This window comes from Pseudomonas sp. FDAARGOS_761 (assembly GCF_013343155.1).
GTDB classification, from domain to species: domain Bacteria; phylum Pseudomonadota; class Gammaproteobacteria; order Pseudomonadales; family Pseudomonadaceae; genus Pseudomonas; species Pseudomonas aeruginosa.
In genome coordinates, this window is the sequence record NZ_CP054572.1 from 1326711 (window position 1) to 1351873 (window position 25163).

The 25163-nt window shown below is 67.3% G+C and carries 24 protein-coding genes; 11 read left to right on the forward strand and 13 right to left on the reverse strand.

Translation table 11 applies throughout. The features are described 5' to 3' along the window. Window positions 1–445 precede the first annotated feature (445 nt). The 3 genes from FOC67_RS06350 (at window position 446) to FOC67_RS06360 (ending at window position 3385) form a co-directional block, all read left to right on the forward strand. The gene (locus tag FOC67_RS06350) at window positions 446–1156 is read left to right on the forward strand and encodes a winged helix-turn-helix domain-containing protein (RefSeq protein ID WP_003082360.1); all 711 of its coding nucleotides are present in this window, start codon (window positions 446–448) and stop codon (window positions 1154–1156) included. An 83-nt stretch (window positions 1157–1239) separates the two neighbouring features. Then, on the forward strand, window positions 1240–2856 hold the full coding sequence (locus FOC67_RS06355; protein ID WP_003109067.1) for an ATP-binding protein: 1617 nt from the start codon (window positions 1240–1242) through the stop codon (window positions 2854–2856). Window positions 2857–3175: 319 nt separating this feature from the next. Then, the gene (locus tag FOC67_RS06360) at window positions 3176–3385 is read left to right on the forward strand and encodes a cold-shock protein (RefSeq protein ID WP_003082372.1); all 210 of its coding nucleotides are present in this window, start codon (window positions 3176–3178) and stop codon (window positions 3383–3385) included. Window positions 3386–3490: 105 nt separating this feature from the next. On the opposite strand, the gene FOC67_RS06365 is transcribed toward FOC67_RS06360, so the two are convergent. The 4 genes from FOC67_RS06365 to ndvB form a co-directional block, all read right to left on the reverse strand. Continuing rightward, window positions 3491–3874, reverse strand: coding sequence for a hypothetical protein (locus FOC67_RS06365; RefSeq protein ID WP_003082373.1), 384 nt, complete (start codon window positions 3872–3874; stop codon window positions 3491–3493). Between the two features lie 17 nt (window positions 3875–3891). Continuing rightward, complete coding sequence (locus FOC67_RS06370) at window positions 3892–4695, reverse strand: putative RNA methyltransferase (RefSeq protein WP_003140543.1); 804 nt, start codon at window positions 4693–4695, stop codon at window positions 3892–3894. Beyond that, window positions 4695–5846, reverse strand: coding sequence for a succinyl-diaminopimelate desuccinylase (dapE, locus tag FOC67_RS06375; RefSeq protein WP_003082377.1), 1152 nt, complete (start codon window positions 5844–5846; stop codon window positions 4695–4697). Before dapE ends, FOC67_RS06370 begins: the two co-directional genes overlap by 1 nt. A 114-nt stretch (window positions 5847–5960) precedes the next feature. Next, entirely contained in the window at window positions 5961–8570 is a 2610-nt protein-coding gene (gene ndvB, locus FOC67_RS06380; RefSeq protein ID WP_009315475.1) for a glycosyltransferase NdvB, read from the reverse strand. A gap of 211 nt (window positions 8571–8781) precedes the next feature. Between ndvB and tcdA the strand changes: the two genes are divergently transcribed. Beyond that, entirely contained in the window at window positions 8782–9594 is an 813-nt protein-coding gene (tcdA, locus tag FOC67_RS06385; RefSeq protein WP_003086553.1) for a tRNA cyclic N6-threonylcarbamoyladenosine(37) synthase TcdA, read from the forward strand. Here the strand turns inward: tcdA and FOC67_RS06390 are convergent, their stop codons facing one another. Both FOC67_RS06390 and FOC67_RS06395 read right to left on the reverse strand, forming a co-directional pair. Further along, complete coding sequence (locus FOC67_RS06390) at window positions 9595–10323, reverse strand: 4'-phosphopantetheinyl transferase (protein WP_003082383.1); 729 nt, start codon at window positions 10321–10323, stop codon at window positions 9595–9597. A gap of 227 nt (window positions 10324–10550) precedes the next feature. Beyond that, window positions 10551–11339, reverse strand: coding sequence for a dienelactone hydrolase family protein (locus tag FOC67_RS06395; RefSeq protein ID WP_003086555.1), 789 nt, complete (start codon window positions 11337–11339; stop codon window positions 10551–10553). A 175-nt stretch (window positions 11340–11514) separates the two neighbouring features. Between FOC67_RS06395 and FOC67_RS06400 the strand changes: the two genes are divergently transcribed. The 3 genes from FOC67_RS06400 to FOC67_RS06410 all read left to right on the forward strand — a co-directional run bounded on the left by FOC67_RS06400 (window position 11515) and on the right by FOC67_RS06410 (window position 15141). Further along, complete coding sequence (locus tag FOC67_RS06400) at window positions 11515–12186, forward strand: polysaccharide lyase family 7 protein (protein WP_003082396.1); 672 nt, start codon at window positions 11515–11517, stop codon at window positions 12184–12186. A 499-nt stretch (window positions 12187–12685) separates the two neighbouring features. Then, window positions 12686–13006 carry a hypothetical protein gene (locus FOC67_RS06405; RefSeq protein ID WP_003082401.1) on the forward strand — a complete coding sequence of 107 codons (321 nt, stop codon included), beginning with the start codon at window positions 12686–12688 and terminating at the stop codon, window positions 13004–13006. 77 nt (window positions 13007–13083) lie between these two features. Next, window positions 13084–15141: a lipoxygenase family protein gene (locus FOC67_RS06410; protein ID WP_009315476.1), complete on the forward strand. Its 2058-nt coding sequence runs from the start codon at window positions 13084–13086 to the stop codon at window positions 15139–15141. Between the two features lie 43 nt (window positions 15142–15184). On the opposite strand, the gene FOC67_RS06415 is transcribed toward FOC67_RS06410, so the two are convergent. Then, window positions 15185–15919: a TerC family protein gene (locus FOC67_RS06415; RefSeq protein ID WP_009315477.1), complete on the reverse strand. Its 735-nt coding sequence runs from the start codon at window positions 15917–15919 to the stop codon at window positions 15185–15187. Between the two features lie 456 nt (window positions 15920–16375). On the opposite strand from FOC67_RS06415, the gene FOC67_RS06420 reads away from it, so the two are divergent. Further along, the gene (locus tag FOC67_RS06420; protein ID WP_003133821.1) at window positions 16376–17572 is read left to right on the forward strand and encodes a lytic murein transglycosylase; all 1197 of its coding nucleotides are present in this window, start codon (window positions 16376–16378) and stop codon (window positions 17570–17572) included. Between the two features lie 31 nt (window positions 17573–17603). Here the strand turns inward: FOC67_RS06420 and FOC67_RS06425 are convergent, their stop codons facing one another. From FOC67_RS06425 to napE, 6 genes are read right to left on the reverse strand one after another with little or no spacing between them, the layout of a single operon-like run. Beyond that, complete coding sequence (locus tag FOC67_RS06425) at window positions 17604–18200, reverse strand: cytochrome c3 family protein (RefSeq protein ID WP_003082412.1); 597 nt, start codon at window positions 18198–18200, stop codon at window positions 17604–17606. A gap of 10 nt (window positions 18201–18210) precedes the next feature. Next, entirely contained in the window at window positions 18211–18702 is a 492-nt protein-coding gene (locus FOC67_RS06430; RefSeq protein WP_003082414.1) for a nitrate reductase cytochrome c-type subunit, read from the reverse strand. A 10-nt stretch (window positions 18703–18712) separates the two neighbouring features. Next, the gene (gene napA, locus FOC67_RS06435; RefSeq protein ID WP_003107632.1) at window positions 18713–21217 is read right to left on the reverse strand and encodes a nitrate reductase catalytic subunit NapA; all 2505 of its coding nucleotides are present in this window, start codon (window positions 21215–21217) and stop codon (window positions 18713–18715) included. Then, a complete protein-coding gene (locus FOC67_RS06440) occupies window positions 21198–21527 on the reverse strand; it encodes a chaperone NapD (RefSeq protein WP_009315480.1) in 330 nt (109 codons plus the stop codon). The genes napA and FOC67_RS06440 overlap by 20 nt, the downstream gene beginning before the upstream one ends. Further along, entirely contained in the window at window positions 21520–22011 is a 492-nt protein-coding gene (gene napF, locus FOC67_RS06445) for a ferredoxin-type protein NapF (RefSeq protein ID WP_009315481.1), read from the reverse strand. Before napF ends, FOC67_RS06440 begins: the two co-directional genes overlap by 8 nt. 8 nt (window positions 22012–22019) lie before the next feature. After that, window positions 22020–22187 carry a periplasmic nitrate reductase, NapE protein gene (gene napE / locus FOC67_RS06450; protein ID WP_003082429.1) on the reverse strand — a complete coding sequence of 56 codons (168 nt, stop codon included), beginning with the start codon at window positions 22185–22187 and terminating at the stop codon, window positions 22020–22022. Window positions 22188–22408: 221 nt separating this feature from the next. Between napE and FOC67_RS06455 the strand changes: the two genes are divergently transcribed. The 3 genes from FOC67_RS06455 (at window position 22409) to phoQ (ending at window position 25111) form a co-directional block, all read left to right on the forward strand. After that, entirely contained in the window at window positions 22409–23011 is a 603-nt protein-coding gene (locus FOC67_RS06455; protein WP_003082431.1) for an outer membrane protein, read from the forward strand. 79 nt (window positions 23012–23090) lie between these two features. Then, window positions 23091–23768, forward strand: a complete 678-nt coding sequence (gene phoP / locus FOC67_RS06460) for a two-component system response regulator PhoP (RefSeq protein ID WP_003082436.1) — start codon at window positions 23091–23093, stop codon at window positions 23766–23768. After that, window positions 23765–25111: a two-component system sensor histidine kinase PhoQ gene (gene phoQ, locus FOC67_RS06465; RefSeq protein ID WP_003082438.1), complete on the forward strand. Its 1347-nt coding sequence runs from the start codon at window positions 23765–23767 to the stop codon at window positions 25109–25111. The genes phoP and phoQ overlap by 4 nt, the downstream gene beginning before the upstream one ends. The last annotated feature ends 52 nt before the right edge of the window (window positions 25112–25163 follow it).

The window sequence follows — 25163 nt, forward strand, 5'->3', positions numbered from 1 at the left end:
CAGTACGTCTGGAAAATGCTTTTTTGCGGAGCCGCCGGAGCCATCAGAGTGGTCCGTGCGCGGTTGGTTCCGTTGTAGCCGTTCGTGCGCTCGAAACCCAAGATATAGGGGGTGGCGACGATGGGGATACAAGATAATGCGCTAATGGGGTGTTTGCAAGGTGACAGTCTGGGGGAAACCTGTGGATAAAGTGTGGGTCTTCTGTGCGTGAGTCCTAGGAAGCGTCCGTAGGCCGCGGCAGCGCTGGAGAATGCCATTCGTCGCCCTCGGAAAGCACCGGCGCAGACCTACTCCCCAACCTTTCGGGGCGCGCACCCTACCCACAATATGTAGTGTTTGCAAGATGTTCCTCGCGTGCTGCCGCGCGGCCCCCGTATTGGCTACAATGCGGGCCGCTCTGAGGGGGCCGCGCGGCGGCTCCGGGACCGCGATACGAGGAGGCTGTGTGGAGCAAGAAGCCTGGCGCATCCTGATCGTCGAGGACGATCGACGCCTGGCCGAGCTGACCCGGGAATACCTGGAAGGCAACGGCCTGAAGGTCGACATCGAAGCCAACGGCGCACTGGCGGCGGCGCGTATCCTCGCCGAACGCCCGGACCTGGTGGTGCTCGACCTGATGCTGCCGGGCGAGGACGGCCTGTCCATCTGCCGCCAGGTGCGTCCGCAATTCGACGGTCCGATCCTGATGCTCACCGCGCGCACCGACGACATGGACGAGGTGCTCGGCCTGGAGATGGGCGCCGACGACTACGTGTGCAAGCCGGTGCGCCCGCGTGTGCTGCTGGCGCGCATCCGTGCCCTGTTGCGGCGCAGCGAGGCGCCGGAAGCGGGCGCCCCGGCGGCGGACAGCAAGCGCCTGGCGTTCGGTCGCCTGGTGATCGACAACGCGATGCGCGAGGCCTGGCTGGACGGGACCACCATCGAGCTGACCAGCGCTGAGTTCGACCTGCTCTGGCTGCTGGCGGCGAACGCCGGGCGCATTCTCTCCCGCGAGGAGATCTTCAACGCCCTGCGCGGCATCGAGTACGACGGCCAGGACCGCTCCATCGACGTGCGCATCTCGCGGATCCGCCCGAAGATCGGCGACGACCCGATGCACCCGCGGCTGATCAAGACCGTGCGCAGCAAGGGCTACCTGTTCGTCGGCGAGGGCTGAGGCGCTTTTTTCCTGCGGGCCGGGGCGCGGGCGTCCCGGTCGGCCAGAATCAACAGCAGCGGACAGCGGCCGGGGGCTCGCCGATGAAATCCATCTTCCTGCGCATCTATGGCGGCATGCTCCTGGCCCTGCTGCTGGTCAGCGGCCTGGGCCTGCTCGGCCTGCACTGGATCAACGAGGTGCGCGGCGAGCACTACCGCGAGGAGCTGGCGCGCGGCACCTTCCGCCTGATGGCCGACAACCTGCAACCGATGACCGCCACCGAGCGCAAGCGCGCCCTGGCGCAGTGGAGCCGCTTGCTGGGGATTCCCCTGCAACTGCGCGGGCTGGATGAGCTGCGGATGGATGGGCGCAGCCGCGCGCGCCTGATGAACGGCCAGGTGCTGGTGAAGCAGACCGCCGAGCACGCCGTCACCGTCTATACACAGGCCAGCGCCGCCGAGAACCTGGTGCTCAGCGGCGAGGTGCAGCAGGTCAGCGAGCAACTGGCGCGGGCCACGGTTTACCTGCTGATGGACGAACTGGTGCGCTACCCGGCCAGCGAACAGCCTTACCACCTGGCGCGGATCGTCCGCGACAAGCGCTTCGGCTTCCCGGTGCACCTGCTCCAGGTCAAGGAGCTGGACCTCGACGACGACCAGCGCCGGCGGGTGGTGGAGGGCGACACGGTGATGGCGCTGGGCAAGGACGGCGACTCGATCCGCATCTTCGCCGGCATCCTCGACACGCCCTGGGTGCTGGAGCTGGGCCCGCTGTTCCAGATGAACCTCTATCCGCCGCAGCTGCTGTTGCTGCTCGGCGCGCTGTGCCTGAGCTTCATCGGCCTGATCACCTACCTGCTGGTGCGTCGTCTGGAGCAGCGCCTGCGCAGCCTGGAGGCGGCCGCCACGCGGATCGCCCGCGGCAGCCTGGATACTCGCGTCGAGGTGCGCGGAGGCGACTCGGTGGGACGCCTGGGCGCGGCCTTCAACCATATGGCCGAGCACATCCACCGGCTGCTGACGGTGCAGCGCGAGATGGTTCGCGCGGTGTCCCACGAGCTGCGCACGCCGGTGGCGCGGTTGCGCTTCGGCCTGGAGATGATCGAGACCGCCGAGACCGACGGCGCCCGCCTGAAGTACCTGGAGGGCATGGACAACGATATCCAGGACCTCGACAAGCTGGTCGACGAGATGCTCACCTACGCGCGCTTGGAACAGGGCTCGCCGCCGCTGACCTACCAGCGCCTGGAGCTGGGCGTGCTGGTGCGCCAGGTGGTGGAGGAGATCGCTCCGCTGCGCCGCGAGGTGCTGGTCAGTTGCGAGGAGGGCGCGCTGGTGCCTGAGGAGCTGGGCAGTTGGATCGAGGCCGAGCCGCGCTACCTGCATCGGGCCTTGCAGAACCTGCTGACCAATGCGCTGCGGCATGCCGATCGTCGGGTCAGGATCAGCTACCGGGTCAGCCTGGAGCGTTGCCGGGTGGATGTCGAGGACGACGGGCCGGGGGTGCCGGAGGCGCAATGGGAGCGGCTCTTTACGCCATTCCTACGCCTGGACGACAGCCGGACCCGTGCTTCCGGCGGGCATGGCCTGGGACTGTCCATCGTCCGGCGGATCGTCTACTGGCATGGCGGCCGGGCCTCCATCGGCCGCAGCGAGACTCTGGGCGGTGCCTGCTTCACCCTGGCCTGGCCGCGCAAGGCAGGTCTGCGCGACCGCTGAAAAGTTGACGGAAATATGGCGGCTAGCTATCTGCAAGTGCTTGCGCAGACGTATTCCAGGCGTAGCGAAAACATATCGAAAGGCCAGTCCCGCCGGGCGTGGCGGGTATTCCGCCAGGGGCTAAAAAAGTCCTTTTCAGTTGGACTCGTTTGTTTATACTCCGGGACGCGGTGGCTAGTGGAACGCCATTCGAAATGCCCGCTCCAACGGCATTTTGCCGGGGTCGGATAACAAGAACAGCGTTGCGCAGCCGAACCGTCGAAGTCTTCCCGGATTGGGAAGGCCACTTATAAAAAATTGCAAGTTGGAGAGTGTGGTAATGGCTGATCGTGAGGTCGGAACCGTCAAGTGGTTCAATGACGCCAAAGGTTATGGATTCATTCAACGCGATAGCGGTCCGGACGTGTTCGTTCACTACCGCGCCATCCGCGGCGAGGGTCACCGCTCCCTGGTGGAAGGCCAGAAAGTGGAATTCTCGGTGATCCAGGGCCAGAAAGGCCTGCAAGCGGAAGACGTCTCCAAGGTCTGATTCCCGCAAGCAAAAGCCCGTCGCGAGACGGGCTTTTGTCATCCAATGCATCCACCCCGCCAGGCCCCCGTTGGGTGGCCCCTCGCAGCGCGGGGTTTTCGTCGTTCAGGCGGTGCGCCAGGTAATTTCCTCGACGCCCCCGGCGTCGACCCGCAGCCAGCGGTCGGCGTCCTCTTCGCCCTGGTTTTCCTCCCAGCCGCCCGGCGCGCAGCGGATCTCCACGCCGAGCGCGGCATGCGCGGCCCTGGCGCAGGCGAGGTCGTCGTCCCAGGGCGTGCTGTCGCTCTCCAAGAACAGGCTGTGCCACTTGCCCACCGCCTTCGGCAGCCAGGTGACGCGCACCGCGCCGTGCTCGCCGCGGGCGGTGCACTTGAGGGTCTGGCCGTGCTCCTGCCATGGGCCGCAGGGCCCCAGCGCCTGTTCCAGCCAGGCGGCGACGGCCGCGTGCTCGGCGTCTTTCAGGTAGATCTCGATATCCGGTTGGCGCATGGGGTCCTCGGGGACGGTCAGTCGCGTTGCAGCCAATCGTAGCGCACCGCCACGCTGACTTCGAAGGGTTCGGCCAGGATTCGCGCGCGGCGCTCGGGGTTGACCCGCCAGCCGTGCGGGGTCATGGCCAGGAGGTTTTCCCGCGCGTCGTAGCTGTCCAGCGCCAGGCGGAACTCGAGGGTCTCGGTGTGGCGCAGGCTCAGTTGCGCGGGCAGGCCGGCGAGGTGCTTGTCGTCGGCGTAGTCGCGCACGTCGTCATAGAGCCGCTGGCGCAGTTCCAGCAGGTGCGCGCTGGCCGGGCCCAGGCGCAGTACGCCGCCGCCGGGGGCGAGGACGCGCACGGCTTCGTTCCAGTCGATCGGGCTGAACACGCTGGCGATCAGCTCGCAACTGGCGTCGGCCAGCGGCAGCCGGGCCATGCTCGCCACCAGCCAGGACAACTGCGGCGCGCGGCGGCAGGCGCGTTTCACCGCCTCGCGGGAGATATCCAGGGCGTAGCCCTCGGCGCCGGCCAGGGCTTCGCCGAGCCGGGCGCTGTAGTAGCCCTCGCCGCAGCCGATATCCAGCCAGCGTCGCGGCGCGCGTTCGACGGCCAGTTCGGCCAGGCGCCGGGCCAGCGGCGCGTAGTGGCCGGCGCCGAGGAACTGGCGACGGGCCTCGACCATGGCGGCGTTGTCGCCCGGATCGAGGCTTTTCTTGTGCTGCACCGGCAGCAGGTTCAGGTAGCCCTGGCGGGCGCGGTCGAAGCGGTGCCCGGCGGGGCAGGCGACGCCGTTGTCGACCTCGCCCAGGGCGGCGGAGCAGAGCGGGCAGATCAGCATCAGGCGAGCAGCCTCACCAGGGTCTGGTAGTAGATTTCGGTGAGCAGCTCCAGGTCGCTGGCCAGGACCCGCTCGTTGACCTGGTGGATGGTGGCGTTGACCGGGCCGAGTTCGACCACCTGGGTGCCCATGGTGGCGATGAAGCGTCCGTCGGAGGTGCCGCCGCTGGTCGAGGGCTGGGTCTCGCGGCCGGTGACCGCCCTGATGCTGGCGGCCACCGCATCGAGCAGTTCGCCCGGCTCGGTGAGGAACGGCAGGCCGGACAGCGCCCATTCGACGTGCCAGTCCAGGCCGTGCTTGTCGAGGATCGCCTCGACGCGTTTCTGCAGGCCTTCGACGGTGGATTCGGTGGAGAAGCGGAAGTTGAACAGCGCGGTCAGTTCGCCGGGGATGACGTTGGTGGCGCCGGTGCCGGAGTTCAGGTTGGAAACCTGGAAGCTGGTCGGCGGGAAGAAGGCATTGCCGTCGTCCCAGTGTTCCGCCGCCAGTTCGGCCAGCGCCGGGGCGGCCAGGTGGATCGGGTTCTTCGCCAGGTGCGGGTAGGCCACATGGCCCTGTACGCCGCGGATGGTCAGCTTGGCGCCGAGGGAGCCGCGGCGGCCGTTCTTCACCACGTCGCCGACCAGGCTGGTGCTCGACGGTTCGCCGACGATGCACCAGTCCAGGCGCTCGCCGCGTGCGGCGAGGCGTTCGACCACCGCCTTGGTGCCGTGGTGGGCCGGGCCTTCCTCGTCGCTGGTGATGAGGAAGGCGATGGCGCCCTTGTGCTCCGGGTGGTCGGCGACGAAGCGCTCGACGGCGACGATCATCGACGCCAGGCTGCCTTTCATGTCCGCCGCGCCGCGCCCGCAGAGCATGCCCTGGTCGTCGATCAGGGCGTCGAAGGGTTGGTGCTGCCAGGCCTGCAGCGGGCCGGTGGGGACCACGTCGGTGTGCCCGGCGAAGCACAGCACCGGGCCGTCGCCGCCGCGCCGTGCCCAGAAGTTGTCCACCTCCTCGATGCGCATCGGCTCCAGGGCGAAGCCGGCGGCTTCCAGGCGGCGCATCATCAGGGCCTGGCAGTCGGCGTCGAGGGGCGTGACGGAGGGGCGGCGGATCAACTCGCAGGCGAGTTCGAGGGTCGGCGAGAGACTCGGCGAAGAGGCGGTCATGGGGAGGGCATCCTGAGCGGGTCGAGCGGAAAGGGGGAATCTTAAAGCATAAACGCGGGCGAAGGGACGCCGTTTAGGCGAGCGGAGCCGGCCGTCCCGACGCCTCGCCCGACCTCAACCGCCGATCTGCTCGGCGCCGCCGGCCAGTTCCTCGCGCGGTTTCGGCAGCGACGAGAGCAGGGCCATGACCAGCGCCGCCAGGTAGGGCAGCGATTGCACCAGAAGCATGGCGACCCAGATCAGCAGGTCGCGGCTCGGCACGCCCTGAACCGCCACGATGCCGGCCGCCGCGCCCCACAGCAGGAGCATCACGAAGACTTCCTCGCGGGCCTCCGCCAGGGCCACCAGCAGGCCGTGGCTGGAGCGCATCTTCGGCGTGCGGAAGAACGGGATGCCGCGGGTGACGAAGCCGTACAGCACCGCCTTGGCGATGGTGTGCGAGAGCGACAGGCCGGCGAGGGCGGCGAAGAACGAGTCGCGCAGGTCGACGCCGACGGTGCGCCGGTAGAGGAAGAGGATCTTGCCGACCTTGAAGGCGAACAGGGCCAGCGGCAGGATCGCGAAGATCAGCAGCGGCGGGTCGACGCGCTTGGGCACGATGATCATCGCCGCCGACCAGAGCAGCGCGCCGAGGGTGAAGAAGATGTTCAGGCCGTCGGCGATCCACGGCAGCCAGCCGGCCACGAAGTGGTAGCGCTGGCCGCGGGTCAGGCGGCTGCCGTCGGGACCGCGGCCGCGCAGCAGGGCGTCGGTATGCCGCTTCATGATCTGGATCGCGCCGTAGGCCCAGCGGAAGCGCTGCTTCTTGAAGTCGATGAAGGTATCGGGCATCACCCCCTTGCCGTAGCTGCGCTCGAAGTAGGCGGCCGACAGGCCCTTCTCGAACACCCGCAGGCCCAGCTCGGCGTCCTCGGTGATGCACCATTCCGGCCATCTCAGCTCGTCCAGCACGCTGCGCCGGATCATGGTCATGGTGCCGTGCTCGATGATCGCGTCGCGGTCGTTGCGGGTGACCATGCCGATGTGGAAGAAGCCCTTGTACTCGGCGTAGCAGAGCCGCTTGAAAGCGCTCTCGTGCTGGTCGCGGTAGTCCTGCGGCGACTGCACCACGGCGATCCGCGGGTCGCCGAAGTGCGGCACCATGTGCCTGAGCCAGTCGGGGTCGACGCAGTAGTCGGCGTCGATCACCGCGACCACCTCGACGTCCGCCGCCACGTGGCCCAGGGCGAAGTTCAGCGCGCCGGCCTTGAAGCCTTCCAGCGGGGCGACGTGGAAGAAGCGGAAGCGCTCGCCCAGGCGCGCGCAGTGCGCCTCGACTGGCTGCCAGACGGCCGGGTCGCGGGTGTTGTTGTCGATCACCAGGACTTCGTAGTCCGGGTAGTCGAGGCGGGCGAGGGCGTCGAGGGTCTGTTTCAGCAGTTCCGGCGGCTCGTTGTAGCAGGGCACGTGGATCGACACCTTGGGCCGATAGGCCTGCGCGGCAGTGATCGGCAGGAACGGCCGGCGCCGCTTGTGCGTCCAGACCGCCTCGGCCAGTTCGTGGGCCTCGGTGAACAGCACGATGACCACCCCCAGCGCGCCGATGCCCAGCAGCGCGCCGACGGTCAGGCTGAACCAGGTGCTGTACTGCTGGCTGTAGTCGTAGGCGATCCACACCAGCACCGAGGCACAGGCGAACGAGACCACTGCGAGGAAGGTCCGCCCGCGCTGGCGCAGCGAGGAACTGTCGATCAGCAGCAGGGTGAAGGCGAGTACCGCGAGTACCGCCGAGGCGATGGCCAGGGCGCGCCACTTGGGAATCGGCACCACCGGCCCGGTGAAGTTGAACTTGGCCTTGCGGTCGGCGTTGTAGACGCCCCAGTAGGCGCCCACCGAGCCTTCGGCGCTGACCTTCCAGGGCTGGTCGAAGGCTTCGATGATGAAGTAGCTGTAGCCTTCGCCGTTGAGCGCGTTGGTCAGGCGCCGCAGGTAGATGGCCTGGTCCGCGGGCGTCGCCTCGGCGCTGCCGCGCATGCGCCCGTTGCTCGGCCAGCCGACCTCGGCGAGCAGCAGCGGCTTCCTCGGGAAGGCGGCCTTGAGTTCACGCGCGCGTTCGAGCACGAAGTCCACCGCGTCGGCCACCGGCGTGGCCTCCCAGTAGGGCAGGACGTGGGCGGCGATCAGGTCGACGTGTTGCGCCAGTTCCGGGTGTTCGCGGTAGACGTGCCACTGTTCGGCGGTGGTCACCGGAACCTTGACCGCCGCGCGGACCCGGTCGAGGTAGGCGATCAACTGTTCCGCCGTCACCTCGCGGCGGAACAGCGCCTCGTTGCCGACTATCACCCGCACCACGCTCGGCGACTCGTTGGCGATGCGGATGGCGCGGGCGATCTCGGCCTCGTTGCCGGCCAGGTCCGGGCCGAGCCAGATGCCCAGGCTGACGCGCAGGCCGAACGCCTCGGCCAGCGCCGGGATGTCGCCGAGCGCGCCCTGGACCGAATAGGTGCGGATGCTGTGGGTGTGCCGGGCGACCAGTTCCAGGTCGGCGCGCATCTGTTCGGCGCTGGGGTAGCGGCCGCTCTGCGGGTTCTGGTTGAGGCGGAACGGCGAGAAGGAGAAGCCGGAGATGCGTTCCGGCCAGTCCGGTACGCTGACCGGACGGTTGTACAGGGCCCAGATGCCGGTGAAGAGGGCGGCCAGGGCGACGATGACCACCAGGTTGAGCCCGATCTTGCGTGAAGACATAGAGATGAAACCAGGTTCCGGATGTTTCGCTGAACACGGGGCGGCGGATGCTACCCCGCACCCCCCGGGGTGTACAGGCGCCGGGCCGGCGGGTCTGTTGCAAGTCTAGTCCGGCCTGCGCGACGAGCCGTAAGAACGCAGGCGACGCGGCGGCCGCGGCTTTTTATAATGCGCGCGGCAATCCGCGATTCGGTTTCAGAGGTGGTTGGTGATGCAGGTGGATGAACAGCGCTTCGGCGGTATCGGCCGGTTGTACGGTCGCGAGGGGCTGCAACGCCTGGCCGATAGCCACGTCGCGGTGGTCGGCATCGGCGGGGTCGGTTCCTGGGCGGCGGAAGCGCTGGCCCGCAGCGGCGTCGGCGAGATTTCCCTGTTCGACCTCGACGATGTCTGCGTGACCAACACCAACCGCCAGGTGCATGCCATCGAAGGCTCGGTGGGCAAGGCCAAGGTCGAGGTGATGGCGGCGCGCATCCGGGCCATCAACCCGGCCTGCCGGGTCCACGCGGTGGCCGATTTCGTCACCCGCGAGACCATGGCCGAGTACATCGTCGACTTCGACTACCTGATCGACTGCATCGACAGCGTGGCCGCCAAGGCCGCGCTGATCGCCTGGTGCAAGCGGCGCAAGATCCCGGTGATCACCACCGGCGGCGCCGGTGGCCAGGTCGACCCGACGCAGATCCAGGTCGCCGACCTGAACAAGACCTTCAACGATCCGCTGGCGGCCAAGGTGCGTTCCACCCTGCGCCGCGACTACAACTTCTCGCGCACGCCGGGGCGCACCTACAGCGTGCCCTGCGTGTTCTCCAGCGAGCAGCTGCGCTACCCGAAGCCGGACGGCACGGTGTGCCAGTCGAAGAGTTTCGTCGGCGAAGGGGTGAAGCTGGACTGCGCCGGCGGCTTCGGCGCGGTGATGATGGTCACCGCCACCTTCGGCATGGTCGCCGCCGCCCGCGCCGTCGAGCGCCTGGCGGAAGGCCGCGCGCTGCGGCCGTCGCGGCGCACGCCGGGGAACGCCTGATCAGGCGCCGACCGCCACCAGGCTGAGCAGGCGTTCGTCGAGCACGGCGAACTGGGCATCCAGCTCGCTGCCGTGGCGCCACTCCGGCGACAGGTCGGTGAGCAGGCGCAGCCGGGCCTGGCCGTCGGCGCGCCATTCCAGCAGTTCCGCATGTTCGAAGTAGAAGCGCTTGCCCACCAGCGGATAGAGCGCCTTGAACAGGCTTTCCTTCAGCGAGAACGCCAGGGTCACCAGCAGGCCGGTGCGTCGCTCCAGGTCGTCGGCGAAGCGCAGGCGCTCGCCTTCGGTGAGGATCTCGCCATGCAGGTAGCGCGCCCGCTCGGCTTCGAGCAGGGTTTCCACGTCCAGGCCGAGCCCGCGCCAGTCGCCGCGCGCCGCCACCAGGGCGGCGGCCCAGCGGTCGCCATGGGTGATCGAGCCGCTGATCGCGGCCGGCCAGACCGGTGCGCGGTCCTCGCCGACGGCCGGCGTCTGGGCGCGGCCATCGAGGGCGAACAGGGCGGCGCGTGCGCAGAGGCGCCCGGCGAGGAACTCGGCCTGGCGCTTGGCCACCGCGCGGAGGATGTTCGCCGGCGGCTGGATGCCGGCCAGGGCGAAGTCGCCGGGTTGCAGCAGCGCCGGGTCGAAGCGGGTGCTGCGCAGTTGCACGCCGGGCAGCGCGACGGGCAGCGGCCAGCGGTCGTCCAGCGGGGTGCAGAAGGAGGGGAGACGGTCGTTCATGGCGCGCATTGTGCCGGTTCCCGACGTGGCCCACCAGTCACGCGACGCTTACACAAGATTGCAAAAGCGCAACAAAGGAAAACGGACCGCAAGGCCCGGTTTTGACAGACTGCGCCGCGCATTCCAGTGGAATGCAGGTGAGGTTGTTTGTTGATGACGGGATACTGTCCTGTCTCGACCTTTCAAGACGGGAGTCCCTCCGGGGACTCCCGTTTTTTTATGCGTCGGCGCAGGGTTCAACCCTGCCCGAAGATGTCCTTGAGGAACGCCTGCAGGTCTGCCCAGGAGCGTCGGTCGGCCTGGCGGTCGTAGCCGATGTCCAGGCCGTGGCCCTTGTGCGCGTCGGCGTCGGGGTTGGTGAAGCCGTGTTTGGCGCCGTCCTGGATCACCACCCGGTAGTCGGCGCCGGCGGCGCTCAGTTCCTGTTTCAGGGCGTCGAGGTCCTTGGCCGGGACCAGGCTGTCGGCACTGCCGTGCTCCACCAGGATCTTCGCCTTGACGCTGCCCTTGCTGGCCGGGGTGGCGGTGCCGAGGGCGCCGTGGAAGCTCGCCACGCCGGCCAGCGGCAGGCCCTGGCGGGCCATGTCGAGGACGATCTTGCCGCCGAAGCAGTAGCCGATCGCGGCGATCTGGCTGGGATCGGTCTGCGGTTGCCGCTTCAGCAGTTCCAGGCCGGCGAGGAAGCGCGCCTTGGCGGCGTCGGCATCCCGGGTCGCGGCCTGCATGAAGGCCATCGCGTCCTGCGGGTGCTCGGTGTGCTTGCCTTCGCCGTACATGTCGATGGCCAGGGCGCTGTAGCCGAGTTCGGCGAGGTCGCGGGCGCGGCGCTTGGCATAGTCGTTGAGCCCCCACCATTCGTGGACCACGATGACCCCAGGGCGGATCCCCGGCTTGCTGTCGTCGTAGGCGAAATAGCCGACCATGCGCGTGCCGTCTGCGCTCCGGTAAGGCATCTCGCGGGTCTGGATAGCGGCCTGGGCGCTGGCGGCGCAGGCGATGAGCAGCAGGGCGCAGAGCAGGCGCATGGCATCTCTCCGTGAAAGGGTCCCCGATCAAGATAGACGCTTGTGCGCGGGACGCGGGGAAAACCCTCGGTGCCGGCCTTGCGCCGCTCAAACGCGGGCCATTCGGCCAGGCAAAGGGTGCGCCGCTCATCTACCCTATGGGCGAGTCCCTTCCCCTCGCTAGGACACCGTCTGGATGCCTGACCTGAGTACCTGGAACCTGACCATTCCCCAGGGCCGCCCGGCCATCACCATCTCCACCAGCCAATTGCAGCGCGACTACCGCAGCGACTATTTCCAACGCACCGCCGACGGCATTCGCTTCTGGGTGCCGGTCAACGGCAGCCACACGCGCAACAGCGAGTTTCCGCGCAGCGAGTTGCGCGAGACCCTGTCCAGCGGCAGGCCCTACAACTGGCGTTACGCCAGGGCCGACAACTGGCTGGAGGCGACCCTGCGCATCGAGGCGGTGCCCTCGACCCGGCGCATGATCATCGGCCAGATCCACAGCGATGGCAGCAATAGCGGCCAGGCCGCGCCTCTGGTGAAGCTGCTCTACCAGTTGCGGCTCGACCAGGGGCGGGTCCAGGCGCTGGTCCGCGAGCGACCGGACGATGGCGGGACCAGGGCCTACACGCTGATGGACGGGATTCCTCTCGGCCAGTCGTTCAGCTACCGCATCGGCGTGTCTCGTAGCGGATTGCTCAGCGTGTCGGTGAATGGCAGCGCCCTGGAGCAGCAACTGGACCCGCAGTGGGCCTACCAGGGCCTCTATTTCAAGGCCGGACTCTATCTACAGGACAACCGCGGGCCGTCCAGCGAGGGCGGGCGGGCGACGTTCAGCGAGCTGCGCGTTAGCCATCAATGAGCGGTCGAGGCGTCTGCGCCGCGGACTTCGCGTTGCCGTGGCGTTTTGCAACTGCCAGATCTGGCAGGCGCGGAAGAGAGGAAACCGGGCGCGGGAAAAAATATCCGTATCGTTCCAAGGGGAAATAGGTCTCACGATCCGCTGATTCTGGTACTTCAGTACATGAAATCGCCTTGGCGGATCGCCCCGAATAAATGCCACGTTCTGCGCAACGCCCTGCCGGGTTTGCACAATGGGTCGAGGCCTGGCGGGATAAAATCGGCTATTGCCGTTGTCCGGCGTAGTTCTTTGCAAGTCAAAAGTTTGCCGTCAATAATTATTGTGGATAACTATTGTTTCAGGCTTTTCCTGTCAACTGTGCGAAGCGTCAGCTTATTGCCGATTTTCCCTCTCGCTATTGCTTTCTCCACGTTCCGAAGAAGTTCGGACGTACAGGTTTCTTTGCTGTTTTCAGCGAGAACCATTCGTTTCGATCATTTGAATACGTGGAGATTCAGACATGAAAAATCAGGTGAATGCCCTGGCGGTTCTAAGTGTGGGTGAAATCGAACAAGTTTCTGGCGCCGGGACTTTCCTGGGCGATGCCATCATCAATGGCGTCTACGCGGCCAACTCCTTCCTGAACTCGCCGCTGTTCTCCAGCATCGGCAACGCGGCCAGCGCCATCGGCCTCAACCGTACCCACGAGTTGGTCGACCTGCTGGCCTTCCAGGTGCCTTCGGTGGCGGCGATCACCGTCGGCAAGATTCTCGGCGGGACCGACAACCACAATGTTCCGTTGCATTACAACAAGGAAAGCGGCGAAGGGCTTTACAGCTGATCGCAACCTGTTGAAAGAGCGATTCGATGCTCAGGCATCGAGTCGTTCCTGGTTAATGCATTGATGGAGTCGATGATATGAAACGCAGGAGTGTGCTCTTGTCGGGTGTCGCCCTGAGTGGAACCGCACTGGCCAATGACTCGATATTCTTTTCGCCCTTGAAATACCTCGGGGCGGAACAACAGCGATCTATCGATGCCTCGCGAAGTTTGCTGGACAACCTGATTCCGCCGAGTTTGCCGCAATATGACAACCTGGCCGGAAAGTTGGCGCGGCGTGCGGTATTGACCAGCAAGAAACTGGTATATGTCTGGACCGAGAACTTCGCCAATGTCAAAGGCGTGCCGATGGCCCGCTCGGTGCCGCTGGGCGAGTTGCCGAATGTCGACTGGCTGTTGAAGACCGCCGGGGTGATCGTCGAGCTGATCGTCAATTTCGTCGCCTCGTTGCCGGCGTCGGCCGCCGCGCAGTTCGAGCGGATCGCCGCCGGGCTCAGCGGTGACCTGGAAGCGGCGCGCCAGGTCCACGAGGCGTTGCTGGAGGAGGCGAAGAACGATCCGGCCGCGGCCGGCAGCCTGCTGCTGCGCTTCACGGAATTGCAGACGCGGGTGATCGCCTTGCTGACGCGGGTCGGCCTGCTGGTCGACGACATCCTCAAGAGCGCCAGCAACCTGGTTACCCAGGGTGGACAGGGCGACGGCCTGAATCGCTTCCGCGCGGTGTTCGGCACCCTACGCCTGCCGGAGGTCGCCGACAGCTTCCGTGACGACGAAGCGTTCGCCTACTGGCGGGTGGCCGGGCCTAATCCGCTGCTGATCCGCCGCGTCGATGCGCTGCCGGCCAACTTTCCGCTGGGCGAAGAGCAGTTCCGCCGGGTGATGGGCGCCGACGACAGCTTGCTGGAGGCCGCCGCCAGCCGCCGCCTGTACCTGCTGGACTACTCCGAGCTGGGCAAGCTGGCGCCGTCGGGAGCGGTGGACAAACTGCTCACCGGGACGGGCTTCGCCTATGCGCCGATCGCCCTGTTCGCCCTTGGCAAGGATCGGGCGAGGCTGTTGCCGGTGGCCATCCAGTGCGGCCAGGACCCCGCTACCCATCCGATGTTCGTGCGTCCCGCGGAGTCGGAGAGTGATCTGTACTGGGGTTGGCAGATGGCCAAGACGGTGGTCCAGGTCGCCGAGGAGAACTACCACGAGATGTTCGTCCACCTGGCCCAGACCCACCTGGTGAGCGAGGCGTTCTGCCTGGCCACCCAGCGCACCCTGGCGCCCAGCCATCCGCTGCACGTCCTGCTCGCCCCGCACTTCGAGGGCACCCTGTTCATCAACGAGGGGGCGGCGCGGATCCTGTTGCCCAGCGCGGGCTTCATCGACGTGATGTTCGCCGCGCCGATCCAGGACACCCAGGCCACCGCCGGCGGCAACCGGCTGGGGTTCGACTTCTACCGCGGCATGTTGCCGGAGAGCCTGAAGGCGCGGAACGTCGACGACCCGGCCGCGTTACCGGACTACCCCTACCGCGACGACGGCCTGCTGGTGTGGAATGCGATCCGCCAGTGGGCGGCCGACTACGTGGCGGTGTACTACGCCAGCGACGGCGACGTCACCGCTGACGTCGAACTGGCGGCCTGGGTCGGCGAAGTGATCGGCAGCGGCAAGGTGGCCGGGTTCCGCCCGATCACCGGTCGCAGCCAACTGGTCGAGGTGCTGACCATGGTGATCTTCACCGCCTCTGCGCAGCATGCGGCGGTCAATTTTCCCCAGCCTTCGATGATGACCTACGCGCCAGCGATCTGCGCCATGAGCGCGGCGCCGGCACCGGACTCGCCGAGCGGCAAGAGCGAGGCCGACTGGTTGAAGATGATGCCGCCGACCCTGGTGGCGCTGGAGAAGGTGAACATCTATCACCTGCTCGGTTCGGTCTACCACGGTCGCCTCGGCGACTACCGGCAGACCGGGTTCCCCTACGCGCCGGTGTTCTCGGACAGGCGGGTGACCGCCAGCGGCGGCCCGCTGGAGCGCTTCCAGGCACGTCTGAAAGAGATCGAGGCGACCATTCGCACGCGCAACCAGGCGCGCCGCAGGCCCTACGAGTACCTGTTGCCGAGCCGGATCCCGGCGAGCACCAATATCTGAGACGGAGAAAGAGGACGGGGCGCCCCTGGGCGCCCCGTCGCTCTTAGCGGCCTTCGCTTTCGGCGGCGGCCGTCGGCGCGGCATGCCGCTGCTTCAACTGGCGGCGCGCCAGGAGGCTACCGAGGAGGATCACGAACAGCGCGCCGAAGGCCGCCGCACCGTAGTGCAGGTAGGAATCCCATTGCGCGTAGGGCGCCAGCCAGGGTTTCAGCGCGCTGTCGGTGAGCAGCATGCCGCCGGCGATCCAGCCGAGCAGGCCGCCGCCGAAGAGGATGATCAGCGGGAAGCGGTCGATCAGGCGCAGGATCAGCTGGCTGCCCCAGACGATGATCGGGATGCTGATCAGCACGCCCAGGGAGACCAGGAAGAAATCCCCGGCCGAGGCGGCGGACAGGGCGATGACGTTGTCCAGGCTCATCACCGCGTCGGCGATGATGATGGTCTTGATCGCGCCGAGCAGGTGGGTGCTGCCCTTGATGTCGTCGCCGTCCTCCTCCTCCGGCAGCAGCAGCTTGATGCCGATCCACAGCAGCAGGAGCGCGCCGATCGCCTTGAGGTAGGGCAGGTCGAGCAGGTGCAGGGCGAAGAACAGCAGCAGGATGCGGATCAGGATGGCGCCGGCGACGCCGCCGAAGATCGCCTGCTTGCGCCGGTGCGCCGGCAGGTGCCGGCAGGCGAGGGCGATGACTACGGCATTGTCGCCGCCCAGGAGGATATCGATGGCGACGATCTGCAGCAGGGCTGTCCAGAACGTCGGGTCGCTCAACCAGTGGATCAAGGTTGTACTCCGAAACGTGTAGTGAGGGTGGAAAGCCCGGGGCGGTGGCGGGTGGCGGCCGCCCGGCTTTCCTGCGGTGGTCTGGGACCGTCGGGGCCGGCTCCGGCTTGTGGACGGAGGCGGGGAACACTGCTTGGACAGGCGAACGCCCGGCCAGTGCCCGGAAAACGGACGCGCGGGTGGCGCAGCGCGTTCGGGCACGGATGTGACGCGGCGGATCGGCCGCGAGACACCCGGCATGCGTATTCCGTCGCCAGTCTGCCCGAGCAAGGTTTCACCCGCCTTTCAGGGCGGAGATGGCGCCGCACCCGGCGGGACGGTAGGCTAGTGGCCCGTGTGGCTGACTCGACCAGTCGAACGCCGATCACCGAGTCAACCGTACAGGCCACCAGGCCTTCGGCGCCGGGGGAAGCCCGCCGGTGCCATGGATGACCGTTCACCGTACAAGGAAACCCCATGCGCAGCCTTCTTCTCTCCTCGCTGGCCCTGCTACCCGCCCTGGCCCTGGCGCAACCCGACGCCTCGAGCTTCCCTTCCTGCCTCGCCGGCCTGCAGAAGAAGGCCCAGGCGCAGGGCATTTCCGCCGACAGTTATGAGCGCTTCACCAGCGGCCTGCAGGCCGACCTCAGCGTGCTCGACCTGCTCGACGCGCAGCCGGAGTTCACCACCCCGCTGTGGGACTACCTGGCCGGCCTGGTGGACGAGCAGCGGGTCAGCGATGGCAAGGCGATGCTCGCCCAGCACGACAAGCTGCTCGACCAGGTGGCCGCGCGCTACGGCGTGGACAAGTACACGGTGGTGGCGGTGTGGGGCGTGGAAAGCGACTACGGGCGGATCTTCGGCAAGCGTCCGCTGCTGACCTCGCTGTCGACCCTGTCCTGCTACGGGCGCCGCCAGTCGTTCTTCCAGGGCGAGTTCCTCGCCACCCTGAAGCTGTTGCAGGCCGGCGACATCCGCGACGCCGGCATCACCGGCTCCTGGGCCGGGGCCTTCGGCCATACCCAGTTCATGCCATCGACCTACGCGCGGATCGCCGTGGACTTCGACGGCGACGGTCGTCGCGACCTGGTAGGCAGCGTGCCGGATGCCCTCGGTTCCACCGCCAACTACCTGAAGAAGGCTGGCTGGCGCACGGGACAGCCGTGGGGCTATGAAGTGAAGGTGCCGGCCGACTTCCCCGCCAGCCTGGCCGGGCGCGGCAAGCGCCAGCCGCTGTCGGCCTGGGTCGCCCGCGGGGTGAAGCGGGCCGACGGCCAGCCGCTGCCGGGCGGCGACGAGAAGGCCGCGATCCTCCTGCCGACCGGGGCCCAGGGCCCGGCCTTCCTGGTCTATCGCAACTACGATGCGATCTATTCCTACAACGCCGCGGAAAGCTACGCGCTGGCCATCGCCCTGCTTTCCGACCGCCTGCGCGGCGGCAGCGGCCTGGTGGCGTCCTGGCCGACCGACGACCCGGGCATCAGCCGGCTCGAGCGCAAGCAATTGCAGAAGGCGTTGCTGGCGCGCGGCTACGACATCGGCGAGGCCGACGGGCTGATCGGCACCAGCACGCGCAAGGCGATCCAGGCCGAGCAGAAGCGCCTCGGCCTGACCCCGGCCGACGGTCGCGCCGGGCGCAAGATCCTCGAGGCGCTGAAGGGCGCCCAGCCCTGATTGCGCCGCGCCGCCCGGTCCGCGGGCGGCGCTACCAGCCCTTCACCCCGGTCATGTCCGGCAGGTGGTGGGCGATCCCCTTGTGGCAGTCGATGCAGGTGGCTTCGCCGCTGGCCAGGGCGGTGGAGTGCATCTGCCGCGCGCGCACGCTCTGCCGGGTGAAGTCCATGAACTCGAAGTTGTGGCAGTTGCGGCATTCCAGCGAATCGTTGGCCTTGAGCCGTGCCCATTCGTGCTCGGCCAGCTCGCGGCGGTGATCGAGGAATTTCTCGCGGGTGTTGATGGTGCCGAAGATCTTGCCCCAGACCTCCTTGGAGGCCTGCATCTTGCGCGCGATCTTGTCGGTCCACTTGTGTGGCACGTGGCAGTCGGGACAGGTGGCGCGGACTCCGGAACGGTTGCTGTAGTGGATGGTGTCCTTGAGTTCGACGAACACGTTGTCGCGCATCTCGTGGCAGGAAATGCAGAAGGTCTCGGTGTTGGTCGCCTCCAGGGCGGTGTTGAAGCCGCCCCAGAAGACGATCCCGGCGATGAAGCCGCCGAGGGTGAGGAAGCCCAGGCTGAAATGCACGCTGGGACGACGCAGGACCCGCCAGTAACCGGCCAGCCAGGCGATGAGTGCTTTCATGCGGCCTCCCTCAGGGTTTGCGCGCCGCATTGGCGGCTTCTTTCTCGAGGATCTGGTCGATGTTCTCGAAGCGGTTGTCGACCAGCGGCTTTACGTCCTGTTGCGGCACATGGCACTGCACGCAGAAGTAGCGGCGCGGCGAGACGGCGGCCAGCGGCTGGCCGTCGCGGTCCATGTAGTGGGTGATGCTGATCATCACCGCCTGGGTTCGCGCGCTGTTGGCGCGGCTGTGGCAGGACAGGCACTTGTTGCTGTCCTTGTCGATGCGATAGCCGACGATGCTGTGGGGAATGGTCGGCGGCTGCTCGGGGTAGTTGCGCTCGCGTTTCAGGTCCTTGTTTTCCTCGGCCGCCAGCGGCGGCGCGGGGCGGCTTTCGGCCAGCGTGCCGCCGGGGCGGCGGCCGTCGGGGGCGGGCGCGTCCAGCGGGTAGCCGAGGTCGGCGGCGAAGGCCGCGGGGGCGCCGAGCAGGACGAGGAGCAGGGCAGTCAGCAGAGGTTTCATGGCGCGCTCCTCAGGCCAGGTTGAGCAGTTCGATGCGAACGGCGCACTTCTTGTAGTCGGTCTGCTTGGAAATCGGGTCGGTGGCGTCCAGGGTGACCTTGTTGATCAGCTTGTTGGCGTCGAAGAACGGCACGAACACCAGCCCCTGGGGCGGCTTGTTGCGCCCGCGGGTCTCGACCCGCGCGCGGATCTCGCCGCGCCGGCTCACCACCTTGACCTCGCTGCCGCGGCGCAGCTTGAGCTGGCGCGCATCCTCCGGGTGCATGTAGACCAGCGCGTCGGGCACCGCCTTGTACAGCTCCGGGACCCGCGCGGTCATGCTCCCGGTGTGCCAGTGTTCGAGCACCCGGCCGGTGGCGAGCCAGAACGGGTAGTCCTGGTCCGGCGCCTCGGCCGGCGGCTCGTAGGGCAGGGCGAAGACGATCGCCTTCTTGTCCGGATAGCCATAGAACTGCACGCCGCTGCCCTTGCTCACGTAGGGGTCGTAGCCCTCGCGGTAGCGCCAGCGGGTCTCCTTGCCGTCCACCACCGGCCAGCGCAGGCCGCGCGCCTCGTGGTAGGCGTCGAAGGGGGCGAGGTCGTGGCCGTGGCCGCGACCGAAGGCGGCGTATTCCTCGAACAGACCCTTCTGGATATAGAAGCCGAATGCGTCGACCTCGTCGTTGGCGTAGCCCTTGGCCAGGTCGCTGGCCGGGAAGCGGTCGACCTGGCCGTTGCGGAACAGCACGTCGTAGAGGGTCTTGCCCTTCAGCTCGGGGGCCTTCGCCAGCAGTTCCGCGGGCCAGACCTCGTCGGTGGTGAAGCGCTTGGAGAATTCCACCAGTTGCCAGAGGTCGGACTTCGCCTCGCCCGGTGCCTTCACCAACTGGTGCCAGAACTGCGTGCGGCGCTCGGCATTGCCGAAGGCGCCTTCCTTCTCCACCCACATGGCGCTGGGCAGGATCAGGTCGGCGGCCTGGGCCGAGACGGTGGGGTAGACGTCGGAGACGATCACGAAGTTGTCCGGGTTGCGCCAGCCGGGCAGCACTTCCTGCATCACGTTGGGACCGGCCTGCATGTTGTTGCTGACCTGGGTCCAGTAGACGTTGAGCACGCCGTCCTTGAGCATCCGGCTCTGCTGCACGGCGTGGAAGCCGACCTTCTCCTGGATGGTCCCGGCCGGCACCTTCCAGATCTTCTCCGCGGTTTCCCGGTGCTTCGGGTTGGTCACCACCAGGTCGGCGGGGAGCCGGTGGGAGAAGGTGCCGACCTCGCGCGCGGTGCCGCAGGCCGAGGGCTGGCCGGTGAGCGAGAAGGGGCTGTTGCCCGGTTCGCTGATCTTCCCGGTGAGCAGGTGGATGTTGTAGATCAGGTTGTTCGCCCAGACCCCGCGGGTGTGCTGGTTGAAGCCCATGGTCCAGAACGACACCACCTTGCGCTTGGGGTCGGCGTAGAGTTCGGCGAGGGCCTTCAGCCGCTCGGCCGGCACGCCGCTTTCGCGCGCGGTACGCTCCAGGGTATAGGGCTTGACGAACTCGGCGAAGGCCTTGAAGTCGATGTCGCTCCAGGTGTTGGCCTTGTCGGCGTTCTTCGCCTTCTTCTCCAGCGGGTCGTCCGGGCGCAGGCCGTAGCCGATGTCCTCGGCGCCATGGGCGAAGCGCACGTGGCGCTCGACGAAGTCGCGGTTCACCGCGCCGCTCTCGATGATGTGGTTGGCGATGTAGTTGAGGATGATCAGGTCGGTCTGCGGCTTGAACACCATGGGCAGGTCGGCTAGCTCGAAGCTGCGGTGCTCGAAGGTGGACAGCACCGCGACCTTGACCTGCGGCGCGCTGAGCCGGCGGTCGGTGACCCGCGACCAGAGCACCGGGTGCATCTCGGCCATGTTCGAGCCCCAGAGGACGAAGCTGTCGGTGGCCTCGATGTCGTCGTAGCAGCCCATCGGCTCGTCCATGCCGAAGCTGCGCATGAAGCCCATCACCGCCGAGGCCATGCAGTGGCGGGCGTTGGGGTCGATGTTGTTGCTGCGCAGGCCGGCCTTGAACAGCTTGTTCGCCGCATAGCCTTCCCAGACCGTCCACTGGCCGGAGCCGAACATGCCGACCGACTCCGGTCCCTTGGCCTTGAGCGCGGCCTTGAACTTCTCGGCCATGATGTCGAAGGCCTGTTCCCAACTGATCGGCTGGAACTCGCCCTGCTTGTCGAACTTGCCGTCCTTCATGCGCAGCAGCGGGCGGGTCAGGCGGTCGCTGCCGTACATGATCTTCGACAGGAAGTAGCCCTTCACGCAGTTGATCCCGCGGTTGACCTCGGCCTTGATGTCGCCATGGGTGGCCACCACCTGGCCGTCGCGGGTGGCGACCATCACGCTGCAACCGGTGCCGCAGAAGCGGCAGGGGGCCTTGTTCCAGACCAGGCTGGTGACGTCCGCCTCGGTCACCAGGTTGCTGGCGCGGACCAGGATCGGCAGGCCGGCCGCCGCCGCGGCGATGGCGGCGGCGTTGGCCTTGGCGAATTCACGACGGGTGAGGTTCATCGATTGTCTCCTCGGGCGAGCACGGTATCGCGCGGTCGGTCATGGCCGCCGCGTCGTTGCTATCGTCGTCGTGCAGGATCTCGTGGTAGACCAGCACGGCGTTGAGCACTCCTGGCAGGTTCTGCAACTGGCCCAGGGTGTCGAGAATCTGTTCTTCGCGTTCGGCTTCCAGCACCAGAATCAGCTTGCCCTGCGGGCTTTCCTGGTAGATCTCCAGGCCGTCGAGCAGCGCCAGGTTGGCCTTCACCGCCGGCAGTCGCTCGGGCCGGCAATGCAGGATGAGGCTGGCGATCTGCAGGGCTTCAGACATGTCGTGGAGACTCCTTGGTGGATAGCGCGCGCAGTTGGATGGCCTGGCTCGGACAGGGCGCCAGGCAGGCGCCGCAGCCGTTGCAGCGTTGGCTGTCCAGCTCGGCCAGGGCGACGCCGCCGGGAGCCGGGCGGAAACGGATCGCGGCGGGTTCGCAGGCGTCCTGGCAACTGCGGCAGTGGATCCCGGCCAGGGCCAGGCAGGCTTCGCCGATCGTGGCGATCCAGGGGAAGGCCGGGCGCGCGCCATCGAACAGGCCGGCCTCGCAGCGGCTGGCGCATTCCCCGCACAGCGTGCAGCCGGCGCTGGAGAGGTCGAGTTCGACGAGCCGACCGGCGCCGAGCTTCAGCACGCCTTCCGGACAGGCCTCGACGCAGGCGGCGCAGCCTGTGCAGCCTTCGGCGAAGTCGGCGGCGGTCCACGGCGGGCGCCGCGTCGGCGGGTGCCCGCCGAGGCGGCGGAACAGCTCTCGGCGACTGCTCATACCCGACCTCAGGCCGGCGGCCCGGGCGGGCCGGCCAGTAGCTGGTACATCCAGACGCAGAAACCGAAGCCGCCGACCAGGGCGACGGACAGCAGCGGGAACAGGCAGATCACGAGGAACAGGAAGAGCCTGGCTTCCATGCCCTTGACGCGTCCCTGGTCGGGTTGTTCGTTCATTGGCCCAGCCTCTATGCAGGCGACTGTAGAAAGCCTAGACCCTACTTGCAGTACGGGCAAAAACCTCGCCGAGCCGGCGCGCGGCAGCCTGGAAACAGAGCGTTCGCCGGCAAACGCGAGTCGTTCAGCCCGGGTTCAGCAAGCGTTCAGGGGCGGTTCAGTACCCTGTCCGTACTCTGCAAGCCGTGAACGACACGACTCTCGCAGAACGGAGAAACACCATGAAAGCACTCAAGACTCTCTTCATCGCCACCGCCCTGCTGGGTTCCGCCGCCGGCGTCCAGGCCGCCGACAACTTCGTCGGCCTGACCTGGGGCGAGACCAGCAACAACATCCAGAAATCCAAGTCGCTGAACCGCAACCTGAACAGCCCGAACCTCGACAAGGTGATCGACAACACCGGCACCTGGGGCATCCGCGCCGGCCAGCAGTTCGAGCAGGGCCGCTACTACGCGACCTACGAGAACATCTCCGACACCAGCAGCGGCAACAAGCTGCGCCAGCAGAACCTGCTCGGCAGCTACGACGCCTTCCTACCGATCGGCGACAACAACACCAAGCTGTTCGGCGGTGCCACCCTCGGCCTGGTCAAGCTGGAACAGGACGGCAAGGGCTTCAAGCGCGACAGCGATGTCGGCTACGCTGCCGGGCTGCAGGCCGGTATCCTGCAGGAGCTGAGCAAGAATGCCTCGATCGAAGGCGGCTATCGTTACCTGCGCACCAACGCCAGCACCGAGATGACCCCGCATGGCGGCAACAAGCTGGGCTCCCTGGACCTGCACAGCAGCTCGCAATTCTACCTGGGCGCCAACTACAAGTTCTAAATGACCGCGCAGCGCCCGCGAGGGCATGCTTCGATGGCCGGGCCGGAAGGTCCGGCCGCATCTCATCCGGAGGAACCTCATGAAACTGCTGGTAGTGGAAGACGAGGCGCTGTTGCGCCACCACCTCTATACCCGCCTGGGTGAACAGGGGCACGTGGTGGACGCGGTACCGGATGCCGAGGAAGCCCTCTACCGGGTCAGCGAATACCACCACGACCTGGCGGTGATCGACCTCGGCCTGCCGGGCATGAGCGGCCTGGACCTGATCCGCGAGCTGCGTTCGCAGGGCAAGTCCTTCCCGATCCTGATCCTCACCGCCCGCGGCAACTGGCAGGACAAGGTCGAAGGCCTGGCCGCCGGGGCCGACGACTACGTGGTCAAGCCGTTCCAGTTCGAGGAACTGGAAGCGCGCCTGAACGCGCTGCTGCGACGCTCCTCGGGGTTCGTCCAGTCGACCATCGAGGCCGGCCCCCTGGTCCTCGACCTGAACCGCAAGCAGGCGCTGGTCGAGGAGCAACCGGTGGCGCTGACCGCCTACGAATACCGCATCCTCGAATACCTCATGCGGCATCACCAGCAGGTGGTGGCCAAGGAACGCCTGATGGAACAGCTCTATCCCGACGACGAGGAGCGCGACGCCAACGTCATCGAGGTGCTGGTCGGCCGCCTGCGGCGCAAGCTGGAGGCCTGCGGCGGCTTCAAGCCGATCGATACGGTGCGCGGCCAGGGCTACCTGTTCACCGAGCGCTGCCGGTGATCCGTTCCCTGCGCATCCGCCTGATGCTCGGCGCCGCCGCCCTGGCGGTGCTGTTCATGCTGGCGCTGCTGCCGGCCCTGCAGCGGGCCTTCGGCATCGCCCTGGAGAACACCATCGAGCAGCGCCTGGCCGCCGACGTGGCGACCCTGGTCTCGGCGGCGCGGGTAGAGAAGGGCCGCCTGGTGATGCCCGAGCACCTGCCGGTGGAGGAGTTCAACCTGCCGGAGGCCAAGGTCCTCGGCTATATCTACGACCAGAATGGCGATCTGCTCTGGCGCTCCACCTCGGCGGCCGACGAGTCGATCAACTACACGCCGCGCTACGACGGCCGCGGCAATGAATTCCACACCACCCGCGACGCGAAGGGCGAGGAGTTCTTCGTGTTCGACGTCGAGATCGACCTGCTGCGCGGCAAGCAGGCGGCCTACAGCATCGTCACCATGCAATCGGTCAGCGAGTTCGAGAGCCTGCTCAAGGGGTTCCGCGAGCAACTCTACCTGTGGCTCGGCGGCGCCCTGCTGGTCTTGCTCGGGCTGCTCTGGCTAGGTCTGACCTGGGGCTTCCGGGCGATGCGCGGGTTGAGTTCCGAGCTGGACCAGATCGAATCCGGCGAGCGCGAGAGTCTGAGCGAGGAGCATCCGCGCGAGCTGCTGCGCCTGACCCACTCGCTGAACCGCCTGTTGCGCAGCGAGCACAAGCAGCGCGAGCGCTACCGCCACTCCCTCGGCGACCTGGCGCACAGTCTGAAGACGCCGCTGGCGGTCTTGCAGGGGGTCGGCGACCAGCTCGCCGAGGAGCCCGGCAACCGCGAGCAGGTGCGGGTGCTACAGGGCCAGATCGAGCGCATGAGCCAGCAGATAGGCTATCAGTTGCAGCGCGCCAGCCTGCGCAAGAGCGGCCTGGTACGCCATCGCGAGCAACTGGCGCCGCTGGTGGAGACCCTGTGCGACGCGCTGGACAAGGTCTATCGCGACAAGCGGGTAAGCCTGCAGCGGGACTTCTCGCCGTCCTTCAGCGTGCCGGTGGAGCGCGGCGCGCTGCTGGAACTGCTCGGCAACCTGCTGGAGAACGCCTATCGCCTGTGCCTGGGCCGGGTCCGCGTGGGCGCCCGGCTGGGGCCGGGTTACTCGGAGCTGTGGGTCGAGGACGATGGTCCCGGAGTGCCTGCCGAACAGCGCGCACGAATCATCCGCCGCGGCGAGCGCGCCGATACCCAGCACCCGGGGCAGGGCATCGGCCTGGCCGTGGCGCTGGACATCATCGAGAGCTACGACGGCGAACTGAGCCTGGACGATTCCGAGCTGGGCGGCGCCTGCTTCCGCATACGTTTCGCTACAGTCTGAGACTTGGCGGCCGTTACCTACGTCTGAGGTGTTTCCGCGCTACGCTGAAGTC